Origin of the sequence: Niastella vici, from assembly GCF_002077945.1 — a bacterium.
In the GTDB taxonomy this organism is placed as follows: Bacteria; Bacteroidota; Bacteroidia; order Chitinophagales; family Chitinophagaceae; genus Niastella; species Niastella vici.
Map to the genome: position 1 here is coordinate 55,993 of NZ_LVYD01000045.1, position 21,455 is coordinate 77,447.

General features: G+C 43.9%; 19 protein-coding genes. 17 read left to right on the plus strand and 2 right to left on the minus strand.

What is annotated here, in order from left to right; all coding sequences use genetic code 11:
* Nucleotides 1–18 precede the first annotated feature (18 nt).
* Nucleotides 19–861, plus strand: a complete 843-nt coding sequence (locus A3860_RS15620; protein WP_081147658.1) for an ankyrin repeat domain-containing protein — start codon at nt 19–21, stop codon at nt 859–861.
* A 173-nt stretch (nt 862–1,034) separates the two neighbouring features.
* Here the strand turns inward: A3860_RS15620 and A3860_RS15625 are convergent, their stop codons facing one another.
* Nucleotides 1,035–1,934 carry a right-handed parallel beta-helix repeat-containing protein gene (locus A3860_RS15625; protein ID WP_081147659.1) on the minus strand — a complete coding sequence of 300 codons (900 nt, stop codon included), beginning with the start codon at nt 1,932–1,934 and terminating at the stop codon, nt 1,035–1,037.
* Nucleotides 1,935–2,113: 179 nt separating this feature from the next.
* Nucleotides 2,114–2,647 carry a DinB family protein gene (locus A3860_RS15630; RefSeq protein WP_081147660.1) on the minus strand — a complete coding sequence of 178 codons (534 nt, stop codon included), beginning with the start codon at nt 2,645–2,647 and terminating at the stop codon, nt 2,114–2,116.
* 154 nt (nt 2,648–2,801) lie between these two features.
* Between A3860_RS15630 and A3860_RS15635 the strand changes: the two genes are divergently transcribed.
* The 16 genes from A3860_RS15635 to A3860_RS15710 all read left to right on the plus strand — a co-directional run bounded on the left by A3860_RS15635 (nt 2,802) and on the right by A3860_RS15710 (nt 21,313).
* Nucleotides 2,802–3,533 (plus strand): hypothetical protein, encoded by a 732-nt coding sequence (locus A3860_RS15635; protein ID WP_081147661.1) that lies wholly within the window; start codon nt 2,802–2,804, stop codon nt 3,531–3,533.
* Nucleotides 3,534–3,978: 445 nt separating this feature from the next.
* Nucleotides 3,979–5,118: a mannose-1-phosphate guanylyltransferase gene (locus A3860_RS15640; protein ID WP_081147662.1), complete on the plus strand. Its 1,140-nt coding sequence runs from the start codon at nt 3,979–3,981 to the stop codon at nt 5,116–5,118.
* A 261-nt stretch (nt 5,119–5,379) separates the two neighbouring features.
* Nucleotides 5,380–6,168, plus strand: coding sequence for a polysaccharide biosynthesis/export family protein (locus A3860_RS15645; RefSeq protein WP_245843550.1), 789 nt, complete (start codon nt 5,380–5,382; stop codon nt 6,166–6,168).
* Nucleotides 6,169–6,180: 12 nt separating this feature from the next.
* Nucleotides 6,181–8,616, plus strand: coding sequence for a GumC family protein (locus tag A3860_RS15650; protein ID WP_081147664.1), 2,436 nt, complete (start codon nt 6,181–6,183; stop codon nt 8,614–8,616).
* 174 nt (nt 8,617–8,790) lie between these two features.
* On the plus strand, nt 8,791–9,339 hold the full coding sequence (locus A3860_RS15655) for a UpxY family transcription antiterminator (RefSeq protein WP_081147665.1): 549 nt from the start codon (nt 8,791–8,793) through the stop codon (nt 9,337–9,339).
* Nucleotides 9,323–10,267 (plus strand): GDP-L-fucose synthase, encoded by a 945-nt coding sequence (gene fcl / locus A3860_RS15660; RefSeq protein WP_081147666.1) that lies wholly within the window; start codon nt 9,323–9,325, stop codon nt 10,265–10,267. The genes A3860_RS15655 and fcl overlap by 17 nt, the downstream gene beginning before the upstream one ends.
* A 118-nt stretch (nt 10,268–10,385) precedes the next feature.
* On the plus strand, nt 10,386–11,483 hold the full coding sequence (gene gmd, locus A3860_RS15665; protein WP_081147667.1) for a GDP-mannose 4,6-dehydratase: 1,098 nt from the start codon (nt 10,386–10,388) through the stop codon (nt 11,481–11,483).
* 133 nt (nt 11,484–11,616) lie between these two features.
* Entirely contained in the window at nt 11,617–12,942 is a 1,326-nt protein-coding gene (locus A3860_RS15670; protein WP_081147668.1) for an O-antigen ligase family protein, read from the plus strand.
* Entirely contained in the window at nt 12,902–14,392 is a 1,491-nt protein-coding gene (locus tag A3860_RS15675; RefSeq protein ID WP_081147669.1) for a lipopolysaccharide biosynthesis protein, read from the plus strand. The genes A3860_RS15670 and A3860_RS15675 overlap by 41 nt, the downstream gene beginning before the upstream one ends.
* A 6-nt stretch (nt 14,393–14,398) precedes the next feature.
* Nucleotides 14,399–15,565 (plus strand): glycosyltransferase family 4 protein, encoded by a 1,167-nt coding sequence (locus tag A3860_RS15680; protein WP_081147670.1) that lies wholly within the window; start codon nt 14,399–14,401, stop codon nt 15,563–15,565.
* A 177-nt stretch (nt 15,566–15,742) separates the two neighbouring features.
* Nucleotides 15,743–16,267, plus strand: a complete 525-nt coding sequence (locus tag A3860_RS15685; RefSeq protein WP_081147671.1) for a serine O-acetyltransferase — start codon at nt 15,743–15,745, stop codon at nt 16,265–16,267.
* Nucleotides 16,268–16,294: 27 nt separating this feature from the next.
* Nucleotides 16,295–17,527, plus strand: coding sequence for a glycosyltransferase family 4 protein (locus A3860_RS15690; protein ID WP_081147672.1), 1,233 nt, complete (start codon nt 16,295–16,297; stop codon nt 17,525–17,527).
* Nucleotides 17,527–18,675 (plus strand): glycosyltransferase family 4 protein, encoded by a 1,149-nt coding sequence (locus tag A3860_RS15695; protein WP_081147673.1) that lies wholly within the window; start codon nt 17,527–17,529, stop codon nt 18,673–18,675. The genes A3860_RS15690 and A3860_RS15695 overlap by 1 nt, the downstream gene beginning before the upstream one ends.
* 57 nt (nt 18,676–18,732) lie before the next feature.
* A complete protein-coding gene (locus tag A3860_RS15700; protein WP_081147674.1) occupies nt 18,733–19,503 on the plus strand; it encodes a WecB/TagA/CpsF family glycosyltransferase in 771 nt (256 codons plus the stop codon).
* Between the two features lie 36 nt (nt 19,504–19,539).
* Nucleotides 19,540–20,931, plus strand: a complete 1,392-nt coding sequence (locus A3860_RS15705; protein ID WP_081147675.1) for an undecaprenyl-phosphate glucose phosphotransferase — start codon at nt 19,540–19,542, stop codon at nt 20,929–20,931.
* Nucleotides 20,921–21,313, plus strand: coding sequence for a VanZ family protein (locus A3860_RS15710; protein WP_081147676.1), 393 nt, complete (start codon nt 20,921–20,923; stop codon nt 21,311–21,313). Before A3860_RS15705 ends, A3860_RS15710 begins: the two co-directional genes overlap by 11 nt.
* The last annotated feature ends 142 nt before the right edge of the window (nt 21,314–21,455 follow it).

Genomic DNA, 21,455 nt, shown 5'->3' on the forward strand with positions numbered 1-21,455 from the left:
AGCAGATAATTCTTCGTAATGAAAATAACCACTGTCGCACTGGTTTTTATACATATGTTGTTGCTGGCTGGTTGCGCCAGGTTCGATAACGATCTGTTTGATGCCGTTTCAAGGAATGATATAGGCAGTGTAGACCATATGTTAAGAAAAGGGGTTGGGATAAATATTAATAAAAAGGATGCCGAAGGACGTACGCCTTTATTCCTGGCTGCTTTCCTGGGCGAGAAGGATATTGTTCATCTGCTGATCAAAAATGGCGCGAATACCGAGGAGAAGAATAGATTTGGGGAAACCCCTTTATCGATCGTAGCTACTAAAGGCTATACCGAGGTGGCTCATATCCTGATCGAGAACAAGGCCGATGTAAATGCGGTGAATGTAGATAGCGTAACGCCGTTAATGTACAGCGCCACTTATGGTTTTCCCGAAATCGCCGCGCTGCTGTTAAAACACCAGGCATTGGTGAATGTGGAAAGCAAGGAAAAATTAACGCCGTTGGTGTATGCCTGTGTCAATGATCGCCTGGAGGTGGCCGAGTTGCTGATAGCGCATAAAGCCGATGTAAATTTCAATATGCAGGACAGGGAAACCATCCTGATGACAGTTTGCATAAAAGGTGATGCCGCCCTGGCAAAATTGTTAATTGATAATGGCGCCCAGGTAAATGCCCAAACCACGTATAAGAGCACCGCTTTAATGGCAGCCTGCCGCAACCGCCATGTTGATGTTGTAAAAGTACTGATAGCTGCCAAAGCCGATCTGAACATAAAGGATGAGAACGGTGAAACGGCCCTTGACCATGCGAAGCGGGCGGGTGCGCAAGAGATTGTTAAGTTATTAAAGGATGCTGGCGCACAGTAGGTGAGTAGAGAGTGGAAAAAGCAATTTACTAGTTGCAGGTTTCAGGTTACAAGGAATACAAAAATAACTGCACCCTGTAACCTGTAACTTGAAACCTGTAACTCCTTCCTATTACAAAATGAACCCCGCTTTCGCGGGACTCATTTTCATGTTAGTGTTTGTAGCCAAATAAATTAATATATGCGGGTCATCAGGCCTGATCCGTTTCCAGATCCGCCACTGCCGGTGATCGTAATATGACCGGTGTTACCATTTCCATCATAACCCCAGGCTTTGTTATTGGTGGCTGTACAATAGGTAACAGTATGGGGTACCGACTGGCCTGCGCTGCCCAGCTTGAACCCATTGCCATCACCATTGGTGCCATAACCGTTATTGCTAGCAGTACAACTGGTGATGGTTACCGTGTATGGCTGTCCATATAAGTCCCAGCCATCATCCGAATTGTGGTTAGAAACACAACTCTGGAACTTGTTGCCGGTGCCGCCAGATAGTTTACAGGCAAAACCATCGGCATTTTCGCCGCCATTCTGGGTATCGTAGTTTTCATTTGATTTGCAGGATTGTACGTTGTTGTCGTGCGATCCGTTGTAGATCTGCAAACCGGTATCGTGGTTGCCGGTTGTTGTTACATTATATACATAATTGTAACCACCGGTCTGGAATACAAGACCAGCATCGGGCCCGCCCTTAATAGTCATGTTGGTAATGTTCCAGTAGCTGCCATTACATTTTACCACCCAGCCTGAAGAAAGGCCGGCGCCATTGAGTGTACCACCGGTAAGATTGATCTTTGAGCTGGAGGTACCGCTGTTCAGCAATTGCAGGGTACTGGTTAAATTAATTGTACCGCTGATAGTAATAATATCACCTGCCTTGGCATTGGCAACAGCGGTCTTTAAAGCTGATTCTGTAGTAACAGTGGTGTTAACAGCTGCAACGGAAGTACCACCTGTTAATTCTGATTTGGCAGCGGCATCAGAGGAGGAAGCGTTAGTTGCTGGTCTTTCTGTATTCTTTAAGCAACTGGCAAAAAGGATCACAAGCGCCATGGCGCCAATGTGTTTTTTCATACTTGAAGGCAATTTAATCGTTAAAAAAAAGGTTCTTCACTAAATTTAGCACATGTACTAAATAGTTAGAGTACTGCTTTTAACATTAATTTATGCAATCGTTACCGGTAACGATTGCACCTTCGCCCGCAAATATTTCGAATAATAGTAAAAACCACATTTATAAGAGCTGCAGCCCGTTAGAACTCTTTTCCGTCAATATTATAAAGGTTATAATCTGTCATTGGTGCATCGGTAAAGCCCAGCTGCCGCCCAATAGTTATAACCTGTCCGCGATGATAGGTGCTGTGATTGGCATAATGTACTATATATTCAAAGTTCCTGAAATTGCACCTAAACCAGGGGCTTTCGATCATCGTCTTTTCCTGTACATTTTCATCGGTCATGGCGTTTATATACCTGGCCAGTTCACCCGAGGTTTTTAATAATGCATCAAATACGGCCTGCATATTTCCGGTGAATTCGCCATAAGCCGGTTCATCTTCGTTTTTAAGTATGGCCAGCCAGTAGCGTTCTGTTTGCCAGATGTGTAAAAGCGTAAGCCTGATGCTGGGAAAACTGGAAGGCACTTCCCGCTCCAGGGTGGCTACCGGCTTGGTTTTTAGCCAGTTTATAAGGGTTGAATTGGCCCAGAGGTTATAATTCGCATAGTTTTTCATTAAACAGGCAATGGCTGTTTCCTTTGTTGCTGGTTCAATGTTTACCGTATCCATAGTTGTTTGTTTTTTGATAGTACAAAGAAACCCGGGGTTGGTGACAACAGTATGTCAGCAGGGGTTGAAATAATCTGAAAATGTTTTAATGTTATAATGTGGGGTTTTATATTTAAAAAATAGCTGCTATCTTGGGCCATACATTATAATATCTATGAAATCCATTGTACTGCTCCTGATCTCCGTGGCGTTTTTTACGGGTAATGCTTATTGCCAGAATGCCGGCGGGCAGGAATTTGGGGAAGACATTAAGACCTGGTTAAAGGAAGGCGAGCATAAAGTGGAGTTGATGGGCGTAAAGGCTACCGTAAATCCCCGTATGATGGAGCTTACCTCCAAAATGTTGAAAGCTGCTGAAAAAAACGCTGCCTGGATCAAGGATTCCATGGCCACGGCGACCGACTCCTCAGTAATGTTTGAGAAGTTTGGTTTAACAAAGGCCGAGTATTATGAATATATCGCTTTGAACAATACCACCACAACAAACCAGCAATGGATAAAAACCGGTGATGAAAAGCTGGTAATAAAACGAAAGAAGAATACACTCAGTTTCCAGGGCACCGGCCAGCTAAAGGTGCTCGATTCACTTAAATTCAATATACTTCTGAATGAACCCATTTATGGGGGAAAGGAAATAGAATTTGCACATAAATCTGAGTCGGCAGAAAACAGCAACCCGTTTAACAGTCCATGGACCGGTTACCATTATTCGTACGAAAATGTAGAGGACATTGGTACGGGGGTATCTGATATGAGTGCAACAACCATATCATTCGATATTGGACAATTGAAGAGCAATGGAAAGATCATTCTGTTGTTCATGATGTACCAGGTAGAACTTGGCAAGCTCACCCATAAAGCAACGCTTTTCTGTCAATTTGATTAGCGGCTTCCCAATACAGATATAATAAACAATAATAATATCTGGAAATCATTTTCCTTCCCATTCTTTTTGATTGAAAGTGTCAAAAATAAATGTGGTTTGAGTATTTTATTACCCAACAATATTGAGTTTGTTAATGAATAACTTGTATGTTGTGGAATTTTTATAATTATCTTCTTCGTTCTGTTGATCTCCGCTTCTTTTTCTTATCAAGGCTTATAATTTGCATTAAAGAATGGGGTTCCATGCAAAAAAATAAGGAGTTGCATTATTTAATAACTAACCTAGCGGGGATGGATGCTAAAAATTCTATTGCACAGTGATTGACTTTATTTGATTCAGCTCTTAGACTATCCCATTTCACCAATAAAACGATTGCTACTAACATTTCACAAGCATTATATGGTGTTTGTTAAGGCATTCTTTGGCATAAACAAAACAAGAACGTATGTATAGATCAACTTATGTAGTTATTATGGCAGGAGGAATCGGCTCACGTTTTTGGCCGGTTAGCAGAACTGATTTTCCCAAACAATTCCTTGATATATTGGGAACAGGTGAAACATTGATCCAGCAAACCTTCAAACGGTTTGAAACATTGGCCCCGGTTGAAAATATTTATGTAGTAACTTCCACAGAATATACAGATATTGTAGAAAAGCAGTTACCCACATTACTCAAAGAAAATATTTTAAGCGAACCTGAAAGAAAGAATACAGCTCCCTGCATCGCATATGCATCCTTTAAAATTCTACAAAAAGATCCGGCTGCCTCAATCATTGTAGCGCCGGCCGATCACCTGATATTAGACCAGCAGGCGTTTGAAGCAGTTTGCACACAGGCCTTACAGTTCATCGATATTCATCATGATGCCCTATTGACATTGGGCATTAAGCCTTCTTATGCGAATACTGGGTACGGATATATACAATTTAATAAAGAGACTGCACAATCCGGGGTGCATAAAGTGATAGCTTTTACTGAGAAACCAGATGCCCAACGTGCTGCAAAATTTGTAAACGGTGGGGAACACCTGTGGAACTCGGGCATTTTTGTGTGGAAGGCCAGATCAATAATAAATTCAATTGAAAAATATCTTACTGATCTGTTTCAGCTGTTTAAAGAAAAACAATCATGGCTTGGAACAAGTTTTGAGAAGCTAATGATCGCCGATATTTATGCTGTATGTGAAAACGTTTCAATTGATGTTGGCGTCATGGAAAAAGCGGGGAATGTATATATTATTCCTGCTTCGTTCCGGTGGAGTGACCTCGGAACCTGGAACAGCGCCTGGGAAAATATGGGTAAAGACAGGCGCAACAATGCAGTGGCCGGTAATGGTGTGCTGGTTATTGATACAACACAATGTGTGGTACATGCTTCAGATGAAAAGCTGGTAGTGTTACAGGGATTACAGAATTACATTGTGGTTGATACAACGGATGTGCTGCTGATATGTCAGAAAGAAAAAGAACAGGATATAAAGAATTATGTGAGCGAAGTGAAAAAACTAAAAGGTGAGCGATACCTGTATTCTGTTAACAACATATTAAAACCCGCGGGTGCAGTACTTGAACGGGTTTATTAAATAAAATTGATTTGTTTGCTGATAATCATTCAAGAACAAACTTGAAACAAGGCTGGCACAAAAAATTAATATTATGATTTCCGATAAAGTGCAAGCTTTTTGATATAAGACCCCAAACCTTAAAGATCCCCCTTGCTTGCATATAAAAAACACCTCTTCCCTTAGGTTACTCCTGATTCAATAGGACATACAGGTCCTGTAGTGTAGTGTAATAGGCTTGTCAGGCAAAATTAAAAATCATATATGGGTTATAGAAAAACTATGGCATGGCCACGGTGGTGGCAGTCATGTAAATATTATTGTGTTTTGGTAGTACTGCTGGCAGGCGTGTCATGTACGAGTACGAAGAAGGCAGTTTATTTTTCAGAGCAAAAGAACGGTTCATTTGAAGCCCCGGCTATTCCAAAGCTGGTTATACAAAATAATGACCTGCTGAGCATTTCTGTCAGCAGTTTGAACCCTGAAGCATCAGCAATATTCAACCAACCTAATAATGCTGCTGCCAATACTAATACAACCACAACTGTTGCCGCTACCGGCTACCTGGTCGATGGTGAAGGCAATATTCAATTCCCTTTTTTAGGGTCGGTAAAAGCAGCCGGTTTATCAAAAGATGAGTTGAAAGATAAGCTCATCAAATCGCTGGTTGATAAAAAGTTGTTGGTAGATCCCATCATAACCATCCGCTTTCTCAATTTCAAAGTAACGGTTTTAGGTGAAGTGGCGCACCCCACCGTGGTGACGGTGCCCAGTGAAAGAATATCCTTGCTGGAAGCCCTTGGCCTGGCAGGCGACCTCACCATTTATGCCCAGCGCGATAATGTGCTGGTGATAAGGGATGAAGATGGTAAAAAGGTCACCCATCGCCTGAACCTTAATTCAACAGAACTATTCAACTCACCATATTATTATTTAAAGACGAATGATGTGGTGTATGTAGAACCAAATAAATCAAAAGTAGCCAGTACAAGCCGTTCCCAGCAATGGATACCAATTGTATTAAGCGCTTTATCGCTGGGAGTTATCGTCGTAGATCGTTTAACAAGATAAAATAAATTATTTATGCAAGTGACACACAAAAATGGATTGGAGATGGAGAGCAGGGAAACCAGTTTTAACCAGTTATGGAACCGTTATGCTTCCTACTGGCCATGGTTTGTATTTCTGTTGTTGCTGGCAATAGGAGGAGCCTGCCTGTACATGCGGTATTCAATTCCACAGTATGAGTCCACTGCACGGTTACTTATTAAAGATGAAAAGAAAGGGGTGGAAGATTCCAAAGGGTTGGAATCACTGAACCTTATTTCTACCAAGAAGATCCTGGAAAATGAAATGGAAGTGTTGCAGTCGCGCACCCTGGTAAAGGAAGTGGTGAACAACCTGGAATTGTATGCACCGGTTTATGAAGAAAGGAGGATCCATTCCTGGCTGGAATCGAATAAATGGTTATCGAACAACGCCCTTGCCAACTGGTTTACAAAAAAAGGCGTTGCTCCGGGTGGATTGCCTGCCTATACTACCTCACCGGTAATTATTAAAGCAAAAAGCCCCGATAGCCTGACCGAAACAAAGAAAGTTCCTTTTGGCTATAATAAGGAAGAAAAGAAAGTGGTCATCGGCACCGACAGTTACCCGATAAATGAATGGGTGCAAACACCGTATGGTACGTTACAATTCATGCCGAACCCCCGGTTGAAAGATTCGGCCTATGTACCTGCCGGACAATTCTATTTCACTTTGCAGGAACCTAAAAAAGTGATTGCGAATATTCAGGACCGGCTGGTGATCGCCTCGGCCAGCAAGCTGTCTTCTATTTTAAACCTTACCATTCAGGATGAAGTGCCCGAGCGCGGTGAAGACATCCTGAATGAATTGCTGACGCAATATAATGTTGCAATGCTCAAGGATAAAAATACGCTGGCCGCCAATACCCTCCGGTTTGTGGAGGACAGGTTGAACCACGTATCGCGCGACCTGACCGGCATTGAGCATAAGATTGAACAATATAAATCATCACAGGCGGCGGTAGATGTAAGCGAGCAGGGCAAATTGTTCCTCGAGAATGTAAGCGCCAACGACCAGAAGCTGGGTGAAATTGATATGAAGCTGGCCGCGCTTGACCAGGTAGAGCGTTACGTAAAACAAAAAGATAATAACAGCAGCATTGCACCTTCTACATTAGGTGTTTCTGATCCGGTATTATCGAACATGCTTGATAAATTATACGAACTGGAGCTGGAATATGAAAAGAAGAAAGGAACTACGGGGGAAGGTAATCCATTGATGTCATCGGTTACCGATCAAATCAACCGCATAAAGCCCGGCATCCTTGAAAATATTCAAAACCAACGGCGGGGTTTACAGGCAAGCAGGGGCAACCTGGCTTCAACCAATAATTCCTATACTTCGGTATTGCAAACCATTCCCAAGAAGGAACGCGATCTCATAGAGATCAGCCGCCAGCAAAGCACCATGCAAAGCATTTACGCTTTCCTGTTGCAAAAGAAAGAAGAAACAGCCCTTTCTTATGCTGCCAATGTGAGCGACAGCCGCGTGGTTGACCGCGCTTCTACTACTGTAAAACCGGTTAGTCCAAAAGCACCGATCGTGTTTGCCATCGCTGTTATTACTGCCCTGGCTATTGGGGTTGTTTGGATTACATTGAAAGAAATATTCAACAAGAAGATCATGTACCGGCAGGATATAGAACGCCTCACCAGTCATCCGGTGATCGCAGAGATCTCAATTGATAAATCAAAGAACCCGGTCGTGATCGGCGGCCCAAACAGCCGCAGCTTTGTAGCGGAACAATTCCGCAAATTGCGCGTGGCGCTTAATTACCTGGGGGTGAACACCACTAATAAAAAGGTGCTGGTAACTTCCAGTATCGCCGGGGAAGGTAAAAGCTTTATAGCCACCAACCTGGCATTGAGCATGGCGCTTACCGGTAAAAAAGTAGTGCTGCTCGAAATGGACCTGCACAGTCCGGCCATCAGTGAATATCTGAACATCAATTCAGAAGTAGGTATTTCCAATTATTTGCTGGGCACCCGCGAACCTGAAGAGATCATTAAACGGAGTGACGTAAATGATAATTTATTCATTATTCCTGCGGGACCATTATCGGCCAACCCCACTGAAATTTTAATGAACAATCGCCTGCCTGAGCTGCTGACCTATCTCGACGGCATCTTTGATTATATTATCATCGATACGGCTCCGGTTGGTCCGGTAACGGATGCATATATTATTTCACCGTATTGCGATGCTACATTGTATGTTATCAGGCACCGTCATACGCCCAAGATAATGGTAGAACAGATCGACAAGATCAGTAAGGTGAATTCCCTGAAGAACATGGCCATTGTATTCAATGGCATCAGGCCCAAAGGATTTGGAAGACATCATTATGGCTACGGATATGGTTATGGCGACGGTTATGCTTACAAGGAGAATAGAAAGATGAAAAAACAGAAGACTTCATTTAAGCCAATATAAGAAGTAGTGAAAAAGGTAAGGGCGCTCATGCTCAGGGAGCGGCGCCCTCTCTGAAACCAGGTCCGCCTTAAACGCCTCAGAAACTGAATACATATTAAAAAATTATCTGCCGGTTACAGGGTACTGTAACTGAGTTGGGCGGAGCCTGTTCTTAAAACAAAATAATCGAAGTATATGGACACAAGTAAGAAATGGTATGCTGTGTATACACGGCCACGATGGGAAAAGAAGGTAGCCGATCTGTTAGTACGAAAGCACATAGAGAATTATTGTCCTTTGAACAAAATGGTTCGTCAATGGGCCGATAGAAAAAAACTGGTCCTTGAGCCTTTGTTCACCTCCTATGTATTTGTGCACACCACCCCACAGGAACATGTGACCATCAAACAAACAGATGGTATTTTGAACCTGGTATACTGGTTGGGTCAGCCTGCAGTTATCCGCGATGAGGAAATAGATACAATAAGACAGTTCCTTAATGAATACCACAATGTGCAGCTTGAAAAGATAAACGTTAATATGAACGACCGGGTGCGCATTTCGAGCGGTCCGTTAATGGCGCGTGAAGGCGATGTAATAGAAGTGAGAAGCAAAACAGTAAAAGTGCAATTGCCCTCACTGGGTTATACCATGACAGCCGAAGTGGAAAAGAGCAATGTTGAAGTAATTCCGATCACCACATCTTATACCAACAACTATTTTTATAATGCACTCTTCAAATAAGATCTATGTAGCCGGTCACCGGGGAATGGTGGGCAGTGCCATTATCAGAAAATTAAGCGCAGCGGGATACGGGAACCTGGTTACCCGTAGTTCCACGGAGCTCGATCTTCGTAACCAGGATGCGGTAGCTGATTTTTTTGAAACAGAACAACCTGAATATATTTTTCTGGCTGCTGCCAAAGTGGGCGGCATTGTTGCCAACAATACCTGGCGGGCCGATTTTCTGTACGATAACCTGATGATCGAAAGCAATATAATTCACCAGGCACATAAAGCGGGGGTGAAGAAGCTGCTCTTTCTCGGTTCTTCCTGCATTTATCCCAAACTGGCGCCACAGCCATTGAAAGAAGAATATTTATTATCGGGTTTGCTGGAACCAACCAATGAACCATACGCTATTGCCAAGATCGCCGGCATCAAGCTTTGTGAAGCGTACCGAGATCAATATGGTTGCAATTTTATTTCGGTAATGCCTACCAACCTGTATGGGTTCAATGATAATTATGATCTGGAAAGCAGTCACGTGCTGCCGGCTTTGTTGAGAAAGTTCCATGAAGCGAAAGAACACTCAGCACCGCAGGTAGTGATCTGGGGAACAGGTTCACCACTGCGTGAATTTATGCATGCCGATGATTTGGCCGATGCCTGTTTGTTCCTGATGAATAATTATAATGGCCGGTCACCGGTGAATGTGGGGGTAGGGGAAGATATCAGTATTATACAACTGGCCGAATTGATAAAAGACCTGGTAGGCTTTAAAGGCCGCATTGTACTCGATGCAACCAAGCCCGATGGCACGCCCCGCAAGATCCTCGATGTAAGCAAGCTGCATGCATTGGGCTGGCGGCATAAGATCTCCCTGAAGGAAGGCCTGCGACAGATATATGAAGACTTTAAAACAACCACGCTCGAAAAATCAATAGCATGAAACGTCCATGACAAAATTTTCATTATGATCATGTAATGCAATGAAAATTTTGTCATAGCCTGTCCCGGCTTGTCGGGAGTAAGTTCCATCTGGCCAAAATAAAAAATAATAATTTCAGATGAAAATAGCGCTTATAACTGGTGTTAACGGTCAGGACGGTGCGTACCTGGCCGAACTGTTACTGGAAAAAGGATATATGGTACATGGCATAAAACGGCGGTCGTCGCTGATCAATACCCATCGTATAGATCATTTGTACCAGGACCCGCATGAAGCAAACGTGCGGTTCCGCTTACATTATGGCGATATGACCGACAGCACCAACCTTATTCGCATCATTCAGGAAACGCAGCCCGATGAAATATATAACCTGGCAGCCATGAGCCATGTAAAAGTGAGCTTTGATACACCTGAATATACCGCCAATGCCGATGGCATTGGCACCCTGCGCCTGCTCGAAGCGATCAGGATACTGGGGTTGGAAAAGAAAACCCGTATTTACCAGGCATCCACCTCAGAGCTGTATGGCCTGGTGCAGGAAGTGCCGCAAAAAGAGACCACGCCCTTCTATCCACGAAGCCCGTATGCGGTTGCTAAATTATACGCTTACTGGATCACTGTGAACTACCGCGAAGCGTATGGCATGTATGCCTGCAACGGTATTTTGTTCAACCATGAAAGCCCATTGCGCGGAGAAACCTTTGTAACGCGTAAAATAACACGCGCGGTTGCCGCCATTGCCCTCGGCTTACAGGATTGTTTGTTCCTCGGTAACCTGAATGCGCAACGCGACTGGGGCCATGCAAAGGATTATGTAGAAGCTATGTGGAAGATCTTACAACAGGATACGCCTGAGGATTTTGTAATTGCTACAGGTATCACTACCGAAGTGCGGGAATTTGTAAGAATGGCTTTTGCCGAACTGGGCATCGTGATCGAATTCACCGGTGAAGGCGCAGCCGAACGCGGTTTTGTAGCCACCTGTACCAACGAAAATTATCAACTGGAATTAGGCAAGCAGGTAGTGGCTGTTGACCCCGAATACTTCAGGCCAACGGAAGTGGAACTATTGATAGGCGATGCTACCAAAGCAAGGACCAGATTGAACTGGGAACCAAAGTATGACCTGACAATGCTGGTAAAAGAAATGGTGGAATGTGATATAAAAGAATTTGAAAAGGCCGGTAAAGTACAATTTGAACATTTGATCAGTTGATCAAAATATAGTATAGGAATCGACTATGACAGAATTTTCATTTAAATGATCTCATAATGAAAATTGTGTCATAGCCTGTTCCGGCTTGTCGGGAGTAAGATCCATCAGGCCAAAAACAAAATAATATTTTCAGATGAATTCTCTGATGGTGGTGTTAACCGCCGGAGCTCTTGTAGCATTCGTTGTTTTGTTGCTGTTCAGCAGGCAACCCAGGCGTACCTATCTTTTATATATGTTGTACGTGCTGCCGTTGATCGATCTGAAGATCACGCCTTATGAATATGGTAGTTTAACCCTGTTTGATGGCTTGTCTTATCTGATGCTCTTCTGGCGGTACAAGGATTTTCTCAGTGTGTACAAACCCAACCGGTTTTATTTTGGCGGGTTTTGTACGTTGATCTTCCTGTTGCTGCTGGGCAGTCTCACTTCATCCTTTATCACCAATTCCTTACTCACCATTTTATCGGTGTTCCCAATATTTATCTATGCCCGTTTGCTGATGGTGGAATGCCTGCACGATGAAGGGTTTATTAATAAAATGATCAACGGTTTGCGTTTTGCCTGTTTGTTTTCCATGGCTTTCCTGGTGGTGCAATTGGTGATCGGGCTTGACTTCCGGTTGTATACGGAGCTGAACCAGAATACCCTCGACAGCAATGGTATTCGATATCCCAGTTTCTTTGCCGATTCACAGAAGTATGCGCAGTTCCTGGCCATGCTGAGCTTTATGTTCCTGATCAACAATAAGTACATTCAGCGCCCCCAACTAAAGAATATCCTGCTTTTTCTGTCGGTGGTGGTGGCTATTTTCTTAACAGGAGGCCGTTCAGCATTCCTGGGATTGAGTGCGGGGGTGTTGTTCCTGCTGTTGTTTGCCGGCATGCAATACAAAAAGTACATCGTAATAGGTTGTATTGCGGGTGGGGCAGTGATCGCTTTATTTTCCAACTCACTGATCCTGTTCAAGCGGCAGGATGATATAAATAACTCTTTTGATTTCAGGGCTACCATCTGGCGCGAAGCATATGATATATACAGGTCACATCCCTTCCTGGGTATCGGCATCGGAAATTATAAAGATTATGTTTCGCGTTATGCGCAGGACCAATACCTGGTGCTGGAAAATGAGGTTGTTTTTCTCGATCAGCCCGAGAATGGGTATTTAAAGATACTCACTGAATTTGGCGCTCCCGGCTTCCTGGTGGTATTCGCATTGATACTGGGCGCCGTTATTGGCGGCTTGCGGGGTTGGGTGAAAAAACAAACCGATAGCCGGGTGTTGTTATTTATTGCACCCATCATAAGCTGGCTGGTATCTTTTGTATCGCTGTACTCCATAACCGATAGAAGGAACCTGATCGTGCTGGTGTGCCTGTGTACATTCCTGATCTATTTATCAAATCGTTCAAAAATTGTTCATGAAGTTGAACCTGATGCAGCGTTCGGTGAACCTGTTTAAGTCGCGGTTAATAAAGAACAGCTTCTGGGGCATTGCAGCCAATGGCCTGCAAAGTGTTTTGGTTAGTTTGTTCTTTGTGATCGTAGCACGTAAATACACCACCGGTGAATTTGCCTTTTTTCTGATCGCCAATACTATTTATCAATTCCTGGCTGCCTTTTCAACATTGGGGTTGGGGCAGTGGTTTACCCGCGAGCTGGTTGATGTGCCCGATAAGCAACAGCTGGTAAGCCGGTTCGTAAAAATACAATTGTACAGTGGTTGCTTTTTTTATGTATGCAGCATAGCCATTGCATTCCTGCTGTACCACGATGCCCTTTTGCAATCACTGATCGTATTGCTGGGGGTGAACATAATTTTCGATAATATCATTTATGCCATTAAATCTTTGAATATTGCCGAGTTCAATCAGAATAAAACATTTATTATCCTCATCATTGATTCGGTGCTCAAGTTTGCGATCGGTTGCCTGCTATTTCTTTTTCCCATTTCGATCATGGTATTGAGTGTGCTGCTGATAGGGGTACGGTTTATAACATTGAATTTCTTTCTGGCGGTTGGTTCCTCAAAGACCATCAGCATGCGGTCGTTGTGGAATTACCGGCTGGCAGGGAGCGAAGTAAAAAAGATCGTGTTTGCAAACTGGCCCTTTATCATCATTGGCAGTGTTTCCATAGCCTACTGGCGCATTTCGAACATTATTATTTCAAAGACATTGCCGTTGGCCGATGTGGCGCATTTCGAGATCTCGTTCCGGGTATTTGCCATGGCACAAATATTACCACTGATCGTTTCCATGTCGGTGTTTCCGGCGCTGGTGCAGCAATTCAAAACAGGCAGCCTCGATGATTTCAGGAATTATTACAAAAAAGTATTTAACTACTATTTACTGTTTGGCCTGTTTGCCTACACCTTTATTTATTCGTTTGCCGATACCCTGATACCCTGGGCATTTGGAAATAACTATAATGCTACGGGCGCCTATACAAAGGAGATGTTCCTGACCATATTGATCTTCCCAACGGCCCTGTTGCAGGCCAACGTGTTGGTGTCTATGAACCTTGAAAGGGCCGATATGTGGTTCAATGTAATCAGCCTGGTGCTGAACATCGTGTTTTGTTTTACGGGTTTCCTCATTGATAAAAGTCTTACCACAGTGAATCTTGCCATATTTTTCTCATTCCTGATATTTCATATTTGTCAGGATGTGCTGTTGCTGCGAAAGGGTATGGTAACCATGGGGCATGTGCTGAAATTCTATTTGCTGACCGGTTTTCTGGCTGGCAGCTATGTCTTATTATCATTCAAGTTTTCACCAATAGTATTGTTTACAGGTTACTGGTTATTGCTGGCGCTTGCATTTGTAAAAATACCCGCTGCCAGTTTAGGATCCCGCTGGGGCGGGAATGCGCCATCGCTAACGCTAAGACAATCTGAAACCCGAAAATAATTTATCATGACAGTTGTGTATTATATGCAGGTCGCGTTTATGGATGCCACCATTGAGCTGGTGAACATCCTTAAAAAACATGTGCAATTGCATGTGCTCATTGAGTTAACGCCATCGGGCAGGAATACGTCGGTTATTGAGGTTGACCATCTTCCTGACGATAAAACCCTGGTAAAGCCAGAGCAGGTCTTATCTCCCCGCAGCTACCAGGGCCTGAAACCATATTTTGAGGGCGTGGCCAGTGTGCATTTTGTGATCCACCCGCATAAAACAGGTTTGTCATACAGTACCCTGAATGCATCTTTTAAAGTTTGGAAATACATAAAGCAGTTCAGGCCCGATATTATTCATTTTGAAACGTTCAGTTTGCGGGCTATTGGCATGTTGTTGTATTTACGGTCATTTAAAAATGTTTGTCTTACCATTCATGATCCCGTACCGCATTCGGGCGAAGACACCTGGAAGATAAGCCTGCCCCGTACCTTCTTTTTCAATATGCCGGTTAAAAAGAAATTCCTGTTCTACTCCGATTTTGCCAAGGCCCAGTTCGAGCAATACTATAAAGACCATGCGCCCAATAAAACGGTATTGAAGATGAGCCCGTACAGTTTTCTGAGGCGGCTGGTACCGGACGGAGAAGACAAAAAGAAATACATTTTATTCTTTGGCCGCCTCTCGCCTTATAAAGGAGTTGATGATCTGTTGAATGCCATGCCCGATGTGTTCAGGGAATTTCCTGATGAACAGTTGATCATAGCCGGTAAGCGGTATTATGGATTCGATATGGATGAAGAACTGTTGAATAAGTATAAGAATAACATCACGCTAATTGAAAAGCATATTCCCAACGAAGAGCTGGCCACGCTGATACAGCACGCGAAGTTTATCGTTTGTCCGTATAAAGATGCTACCCAAAGTGGGGTGCTGATGACTGCCTTTGGATTGAATACCCCGGTGATTGCTACGAATGTGGGCTCTTTCCCCGAATTCATTGATCATAATGTGAACGGATTGCTGGTGCCACCGAGCGATCCGGAAAAGCTGGCCGAAGGCATACGATTTGCATTGCGCAATGAACATTACAAAACACTGGCGCAAAACATCAGTCATTTAACCGAAGACGAAATGTGGAATAGAAATACAGAGATCTTACTGCATGCATATGCATCATAGGATATAGTTGCAAGTTACAGGTTTCAAGTTTCAGGTTACAGGTTACAGGTTGCCAGTTTCCGGTACCGGCAAAGAATTAGTAGAGCCCGATTATGTATAGACTGATCGAAATTCAAGTCCTGGCAACTGGTAACCGGTAACCGGTAACGGCAACATTCACCACACACAACTTACAATATGAATTTCTTTCAATTTATATTTCAAGATTGGGAGTCTAATAAAACCAGTGCGAAAGGCCGGGTGATCATGCTGTTGTTCAGGATCGCCAACTTCTGCACTACACGAAGGATCTATTACTATCTCCTGTTTCCCTATCTCGTTTTTTACAAGATACTTGTAGAATGGTTCTTTAGTATCGAGATACCATGGAATATAAAAGCGGGCTGTGGGCTCAGGATCTATCATGGCCAGGGACTGGTGTTGAACAACCAGGTGGTAATTGGCAATTATTGCACGCTGCGCCATTGCACTACTATCGGCAACAAACAGTTGCCAAATGGTACCATGTCTCATTCACCGGTGATCGGTAATTATGTTGATGTAGGCTGCAATACCTGTATTATCGGTAATATAACCATCGGCGATCAGGTGACCATTGGCTGCGGGTCGGTAGTGACCAAAAGCGTACCTGCCAATACCGTGGTGGCCGGTAACCCCGCTGTTCCCATCAGGAAATTAATGCAAGCAGTAGAAGTAGCGTAAACACTCTCCAACAAATAGCAATAGTTCATGAAGAAAGTTTTATTAAGTGCCTATGCCTGCTCGCCCATCAGGGGGAGTGAGGAAGGGAACGGATGGAGCTGGGCGCTCAACCTGGCGTTGCAGGGGTATGAAGTGTGGTGTTTGACCAATGTGCAGGACAAAGAAGCTACGCTGGCCGAACTGGAACGATTGGAATTGCCTAACCTGCACATCGTTTTTGTAGAGCTGGCGTTGAACCTCGACAAAGTATTGTTCAACCCTTCTTCCAAGACCATTTACCTGCATTATTTTTTATGGCGGAAGAAGGCTGCCGGCATCGCTTTACAAATGCACCGGAGAATGCATTTTGATGTGGCTCATCACGTTACTTATGGAAGCTTTCAGCAGGGCACATTTTTATGGAAGCTGAAAGGCGCCCGCATCATTTTTGGACCGGTGGGTGGTGGCCAGGAAGCATTGCCCGAATTCAAAGAATATTTTGGACCGGCCTGGAAAATTGAAAAGATCCGGAGCCTTATCTCAAAGCTGAGTATCAGGTTCAGCACCAATCTGAAGAATACCGTTACCCTTTCTGATCACATTCTGGTTACCAACCAGGATACAGCCGACATAGTACAAAAAGTACGAACGGCGCAGCCCCGCAATATTCACCTGATACTCGACAATGCGATCCCCCTGTCGATGCAGCACATGGATTTTATTGAACGTGCACCCGGCAAACAACTGAACCTGTTGTGGGTGGGGCGCATGTTACCCCGCAAGGGATTGAACCTTATTCTGCATGCGTTGTCGCTGGTGCCCAAAGAAGTGAATTATACGTTCACGATAGTGGGTGGGGGCGAACAATACCAGTTCTTGGAAGGATGGATACAACAATACGGATTGGATCCCTCGCAGTTGCGGATATTGGGACAAATACCCTTTAAAGAAGTAGTTCATCACTATGAACAGGCCGATGTTTTTATTTTCTGCTCATTGCGCGATTCGTGCCCGGCCCAGTTAAATGAAGCCATGGCTTTTGGGTTGCCGGTGATCACGCTCGATATACATGGTTCAGCCCTCGCGGTTAGCAATGAGTGTGGCATTAAGATAAAACCCACAACAAAAGAAAATACAGCACTTGACATTGCCAAAGCGATAACCCGGATGTATGTGGATGTTGAGTTCAGGAAAAAATGCTCGGTCAATGCATTTAATTACGCCAAGGGAAATACCTGGGAACGAAAAGTGCATTTAATAACTACACAATTTTATAATTAATGGCTCAACGGATATTGGTGGGCGTGCCACCAAAAAATCATGTTCTTTTATCACATGACGAGATCGATGGTTTCACCGATCTGGGATATGTATGTAAACCGGTGCCATTTAGCCGTAATGATAGTACGGCCCCAAAAATGTTAAAGCTATGGGGGGTAATAGTGAAGGCGTTGAATATTGTGAAGCAACTCTATGCTTTTTCACCGGAATTTTTATACCTCAACTCCCGGTTTGAACCCGTCGCCACTACCCGTGATTTTATTACGGTGTTGCTCATAAAGCTCCTGTATATACACAAAGTGAAAATTGTAATAAAGACACACGGGTCAGATGTATCGATCTTACAAAGCAGATCATTTTTATTCCGCCACATGGTGGTGCCGTTTGTAAGAAAGCATGTGGATGTATGGTTCTTTTTATCGAGCGAAGAGAAAGAGCTGGTGCGGCAATATGATCCCGCACTGGCGCGAAAAATATTTATTACGGCCAATATTATTGACCCCGCGCGCTCGGAAGCATCACTGGCATTCAGGAAAAAATATGCGTTGGATGATTCCAAATTCAAGGTATTGTTCGTTGGCCGCATTGTACGGGAAAAAGGCGTTTTCAGCCTGCTCGAAAGCATTCCCATGCTGCCCTGTAAAGATGATTGCCTGTTTGTATTTGTAGGTGATGGCCCCGATATGAAGGAGCTACGGCAACGCGCCGAATCATTACAGGTTATGGATTACGTTCGTTTCACTGGTTTTATACCCGATCAGGAATGTGATCACTTTTACGCCAATGCCGATATGCTGGCCTTTCCTACCTTTTTTAATGAAGGGTTTCCGATGGCGTTGTTTAAGTCGATAGCGGCCGGTTTACCGGTGATCACCACCCGCATTCGCGCGGCCAAAGATTACCTCACTGCTCCTGATAATGTTTTGTGGGTTGATGGAGAATCGGCTGAAAGTGTAGCAAAAGCAATCAGCATTTTATATGGCGATCATGCTTTGCGCAAAGCCATGTCGGCCAATAACCGGGAGCTGGCGAAAAAGTTCACCCGTTTGCAGGTGTGCACCGGCATGCATGAAGTAATGAATTCAATTGGCCATGCGCAGCCAGGCCCTTCGGCCCGGCTGGTACAGTCAAAACCCAATGGAAAATAAAAGTTAATCCAGATACTACATAACTGTAAAACTTTCATCCCCAATAAGCTTACTGGTATGGAAAGAAAAAGCATTATCAACTTCGGAATTACGACAGGGAATTATTCTTCTTTCGTAAGTCAAATTGTAACGTTGGCGCATCATAAAGAGAGTGCCAACGTATGTGTGGCCAATGTGCATATGTTTATTGAAGCCTACAAAGATCAGTCGTTCAACCAGGTCATTAATGATGCTACCATGGTAACGCCCGATGGCAAACCGCTTACCTGGGTGTTGCGGTATGTATATGGCATCAGACAGGACAGGGTAGCGGGTATGGACCTGTTGCCCGATCTGTTGCAGCAAATGATGTTGAAGAAACTGCCGGCTTTCTTTTATGGCGGAACACCTGCCCTGCTCGAAAAAACAGAACATTACCTGCGTTATGCATTTCCCGACCTGCCAATTGCCGGCATGTACAGTCCGCCGTTCAGACCTGCCACCCGCGAAGAAGAAGACAAGCTGGTAGAGAAGATCAACAACTCGGGCGCTGCCGTAGTGCTGGTAATTCTCGGTTGCCCCAAACAGGAAAAATGGATGGCTTCCATGAAGGGAAGAATAAATGCAGTGATGATTGGAGTGGGGGGCGCTTTACCCGTTATGGTGGGGATGCAAAAGCGGGCACCGGCCTGGTTGCAGCATTTGGGGCTGGAATGGTTATTTAGGTTGATGCAGGAACCACGCCGCCTGTTCAAGCGGTATGTGATCACGAATTCGCTGTTTATTTATTTGTTTTTTAAGAAGATCTTCAAGGTACATGGGCCAAGGAGATTAGAAATGAGAAATTAACAACTCACTAATCATTGACCTAAAACTGATGTGTGTATGAATAGCAGATTTTTGCGCCATTTGCAATTGACCTTACTGGCAATGGACCTGGTGGCTATTAATATAGTTTTTTTTATTGCCCGGTTCTACTTTCAACGGGAGAGTTTAATCGAGGCGTATGTTGAATATACTTATTTCGGAATTTATTTAACGGTAGCCTGGCTGGTGGTGGCGTTATCGGGTAATGTATATCATGAACGGAATATTTTTTCATTTGAACTGTTTGCCGGGCGATCGACCCGCGCCTTTTTATATTTCCTGCTCATGGTTTGCGCGTTTTTGTTCTTCTCGCATTTCTTTATCATTTCGCGCCTGTTCATTGCAACCATAATATGCGGTATTCCATTACTACTGGCCTGTAACCGATTTTTATACCTGGCCGTTTATCATTACTTTAAAAAGAAAGATTTCTTTCATAATAAAGTGATCGTGCTGGGGTATAACGACCTGTCGAGGAAACTGGTCGATTACCTTGAAGAAGATGGCATCAATAAAGAAGTGGTGGGGTATTGTGAAGAGCTGGAGAATATTCATGAATTATCACGTTATCCCATATTAGGCAATATCAATGGGGCGCTGGATGTTTGCAAACGGTATGGGGCCACTGAAATATATTCTACCATAGTGCCCGAACAAAACCCCGGTATTTACCGGTTGATCAAGAAAGCCGATCAGAACTGTATCAGGTTTCGTATTGTACCCGATATAGGCGCCCTGGTAAAACGGCAGGTATATATCGATTATCTGAATGAGATACCTGTACTTTCCCTGCGCCGCGAACCGCTCGACGATCTCGGCAACAAAGTCAAAAAAAGGATCTTTGATATCCTGGTAAGTGCATTGGTAACGGTATTCATACTTTCCTGGTTGATACCGTTAATAGGCCTTTTGATTAAACTGGAATCGAAAGGCCCGGTATTTTTCCGCCAGCAACGCAGCGGACAGGATAACAAAAGCTTCTGGTGCCTGAAGTTCAGGAGTATGAAGGTAAACGATAATGCCAACACGGTGCAGGCTACCCGTAACGATGCCCGTATTACCAAACTGGGGCAATTCCTTCGCCGCTCGAACCTCGATGAATTTCCACAATTCCTGAATGTGTTGATGGGCGATATGAGTATCGTGGGGCCGCGGCCGCACATGTTGAAACATACAGCAGATTATTCAAAGATCATTGATGAATATATGATACGCCAGTTCCTGAAACCGGGTATTACCGGCTGGGCCCAGGTGAGCGGCTTCAGGGGTGAAACAAAAACGCTCGACCAAATGAAGAAGCGTGTTGAGTATGACCTGTGGTATATGGAGAACTGGAGTATGTGGCTCGATATGAAAATTATGTTTTTGACCGTATTTAATACTATAAAAGGCGAAGCAAATGCATTCTGATACAAATGTGACGAAGCTGGGCAGGTACCGGTTAGAGGGGATTGGTAAAGTGATCCTGTTCATTGTGCTACTGGTTATAACGGGACTGTTTTGCGAATGGCCTAACTTTCATCCTGAACATTATTTTGGCGCCAGTTATCACTGGTGGCTCGATATGATCTTTCATGGTGGCTATTATTTTGTGATCACCATATTGCTTTATGTTATTTTTTGCAAAGGCCGCTATAAGGGACTCTTCTGGCTGGCCGTACTATTATCGTCGTACCTTTTTGAAATTGGACAATCCTTTGTACCCGGAAGAACCGTTTCCTGGCTTGATATAACAAGTAATTCTTTGGGCATATCACTGGCAACATTGATTGGCGCCCTGGTTTACAGATAATATAGCTTGCGATTTCCTTATCCACGTTCTGAATAATATACCCACGATTGCTGCCAATATAGAACAGCCCTTCTCCTTCCCCAACCGGCATCGCTCAAACACCCGCCAAGTTCTTTTATTCCCTTACATAATTAATTAGTAA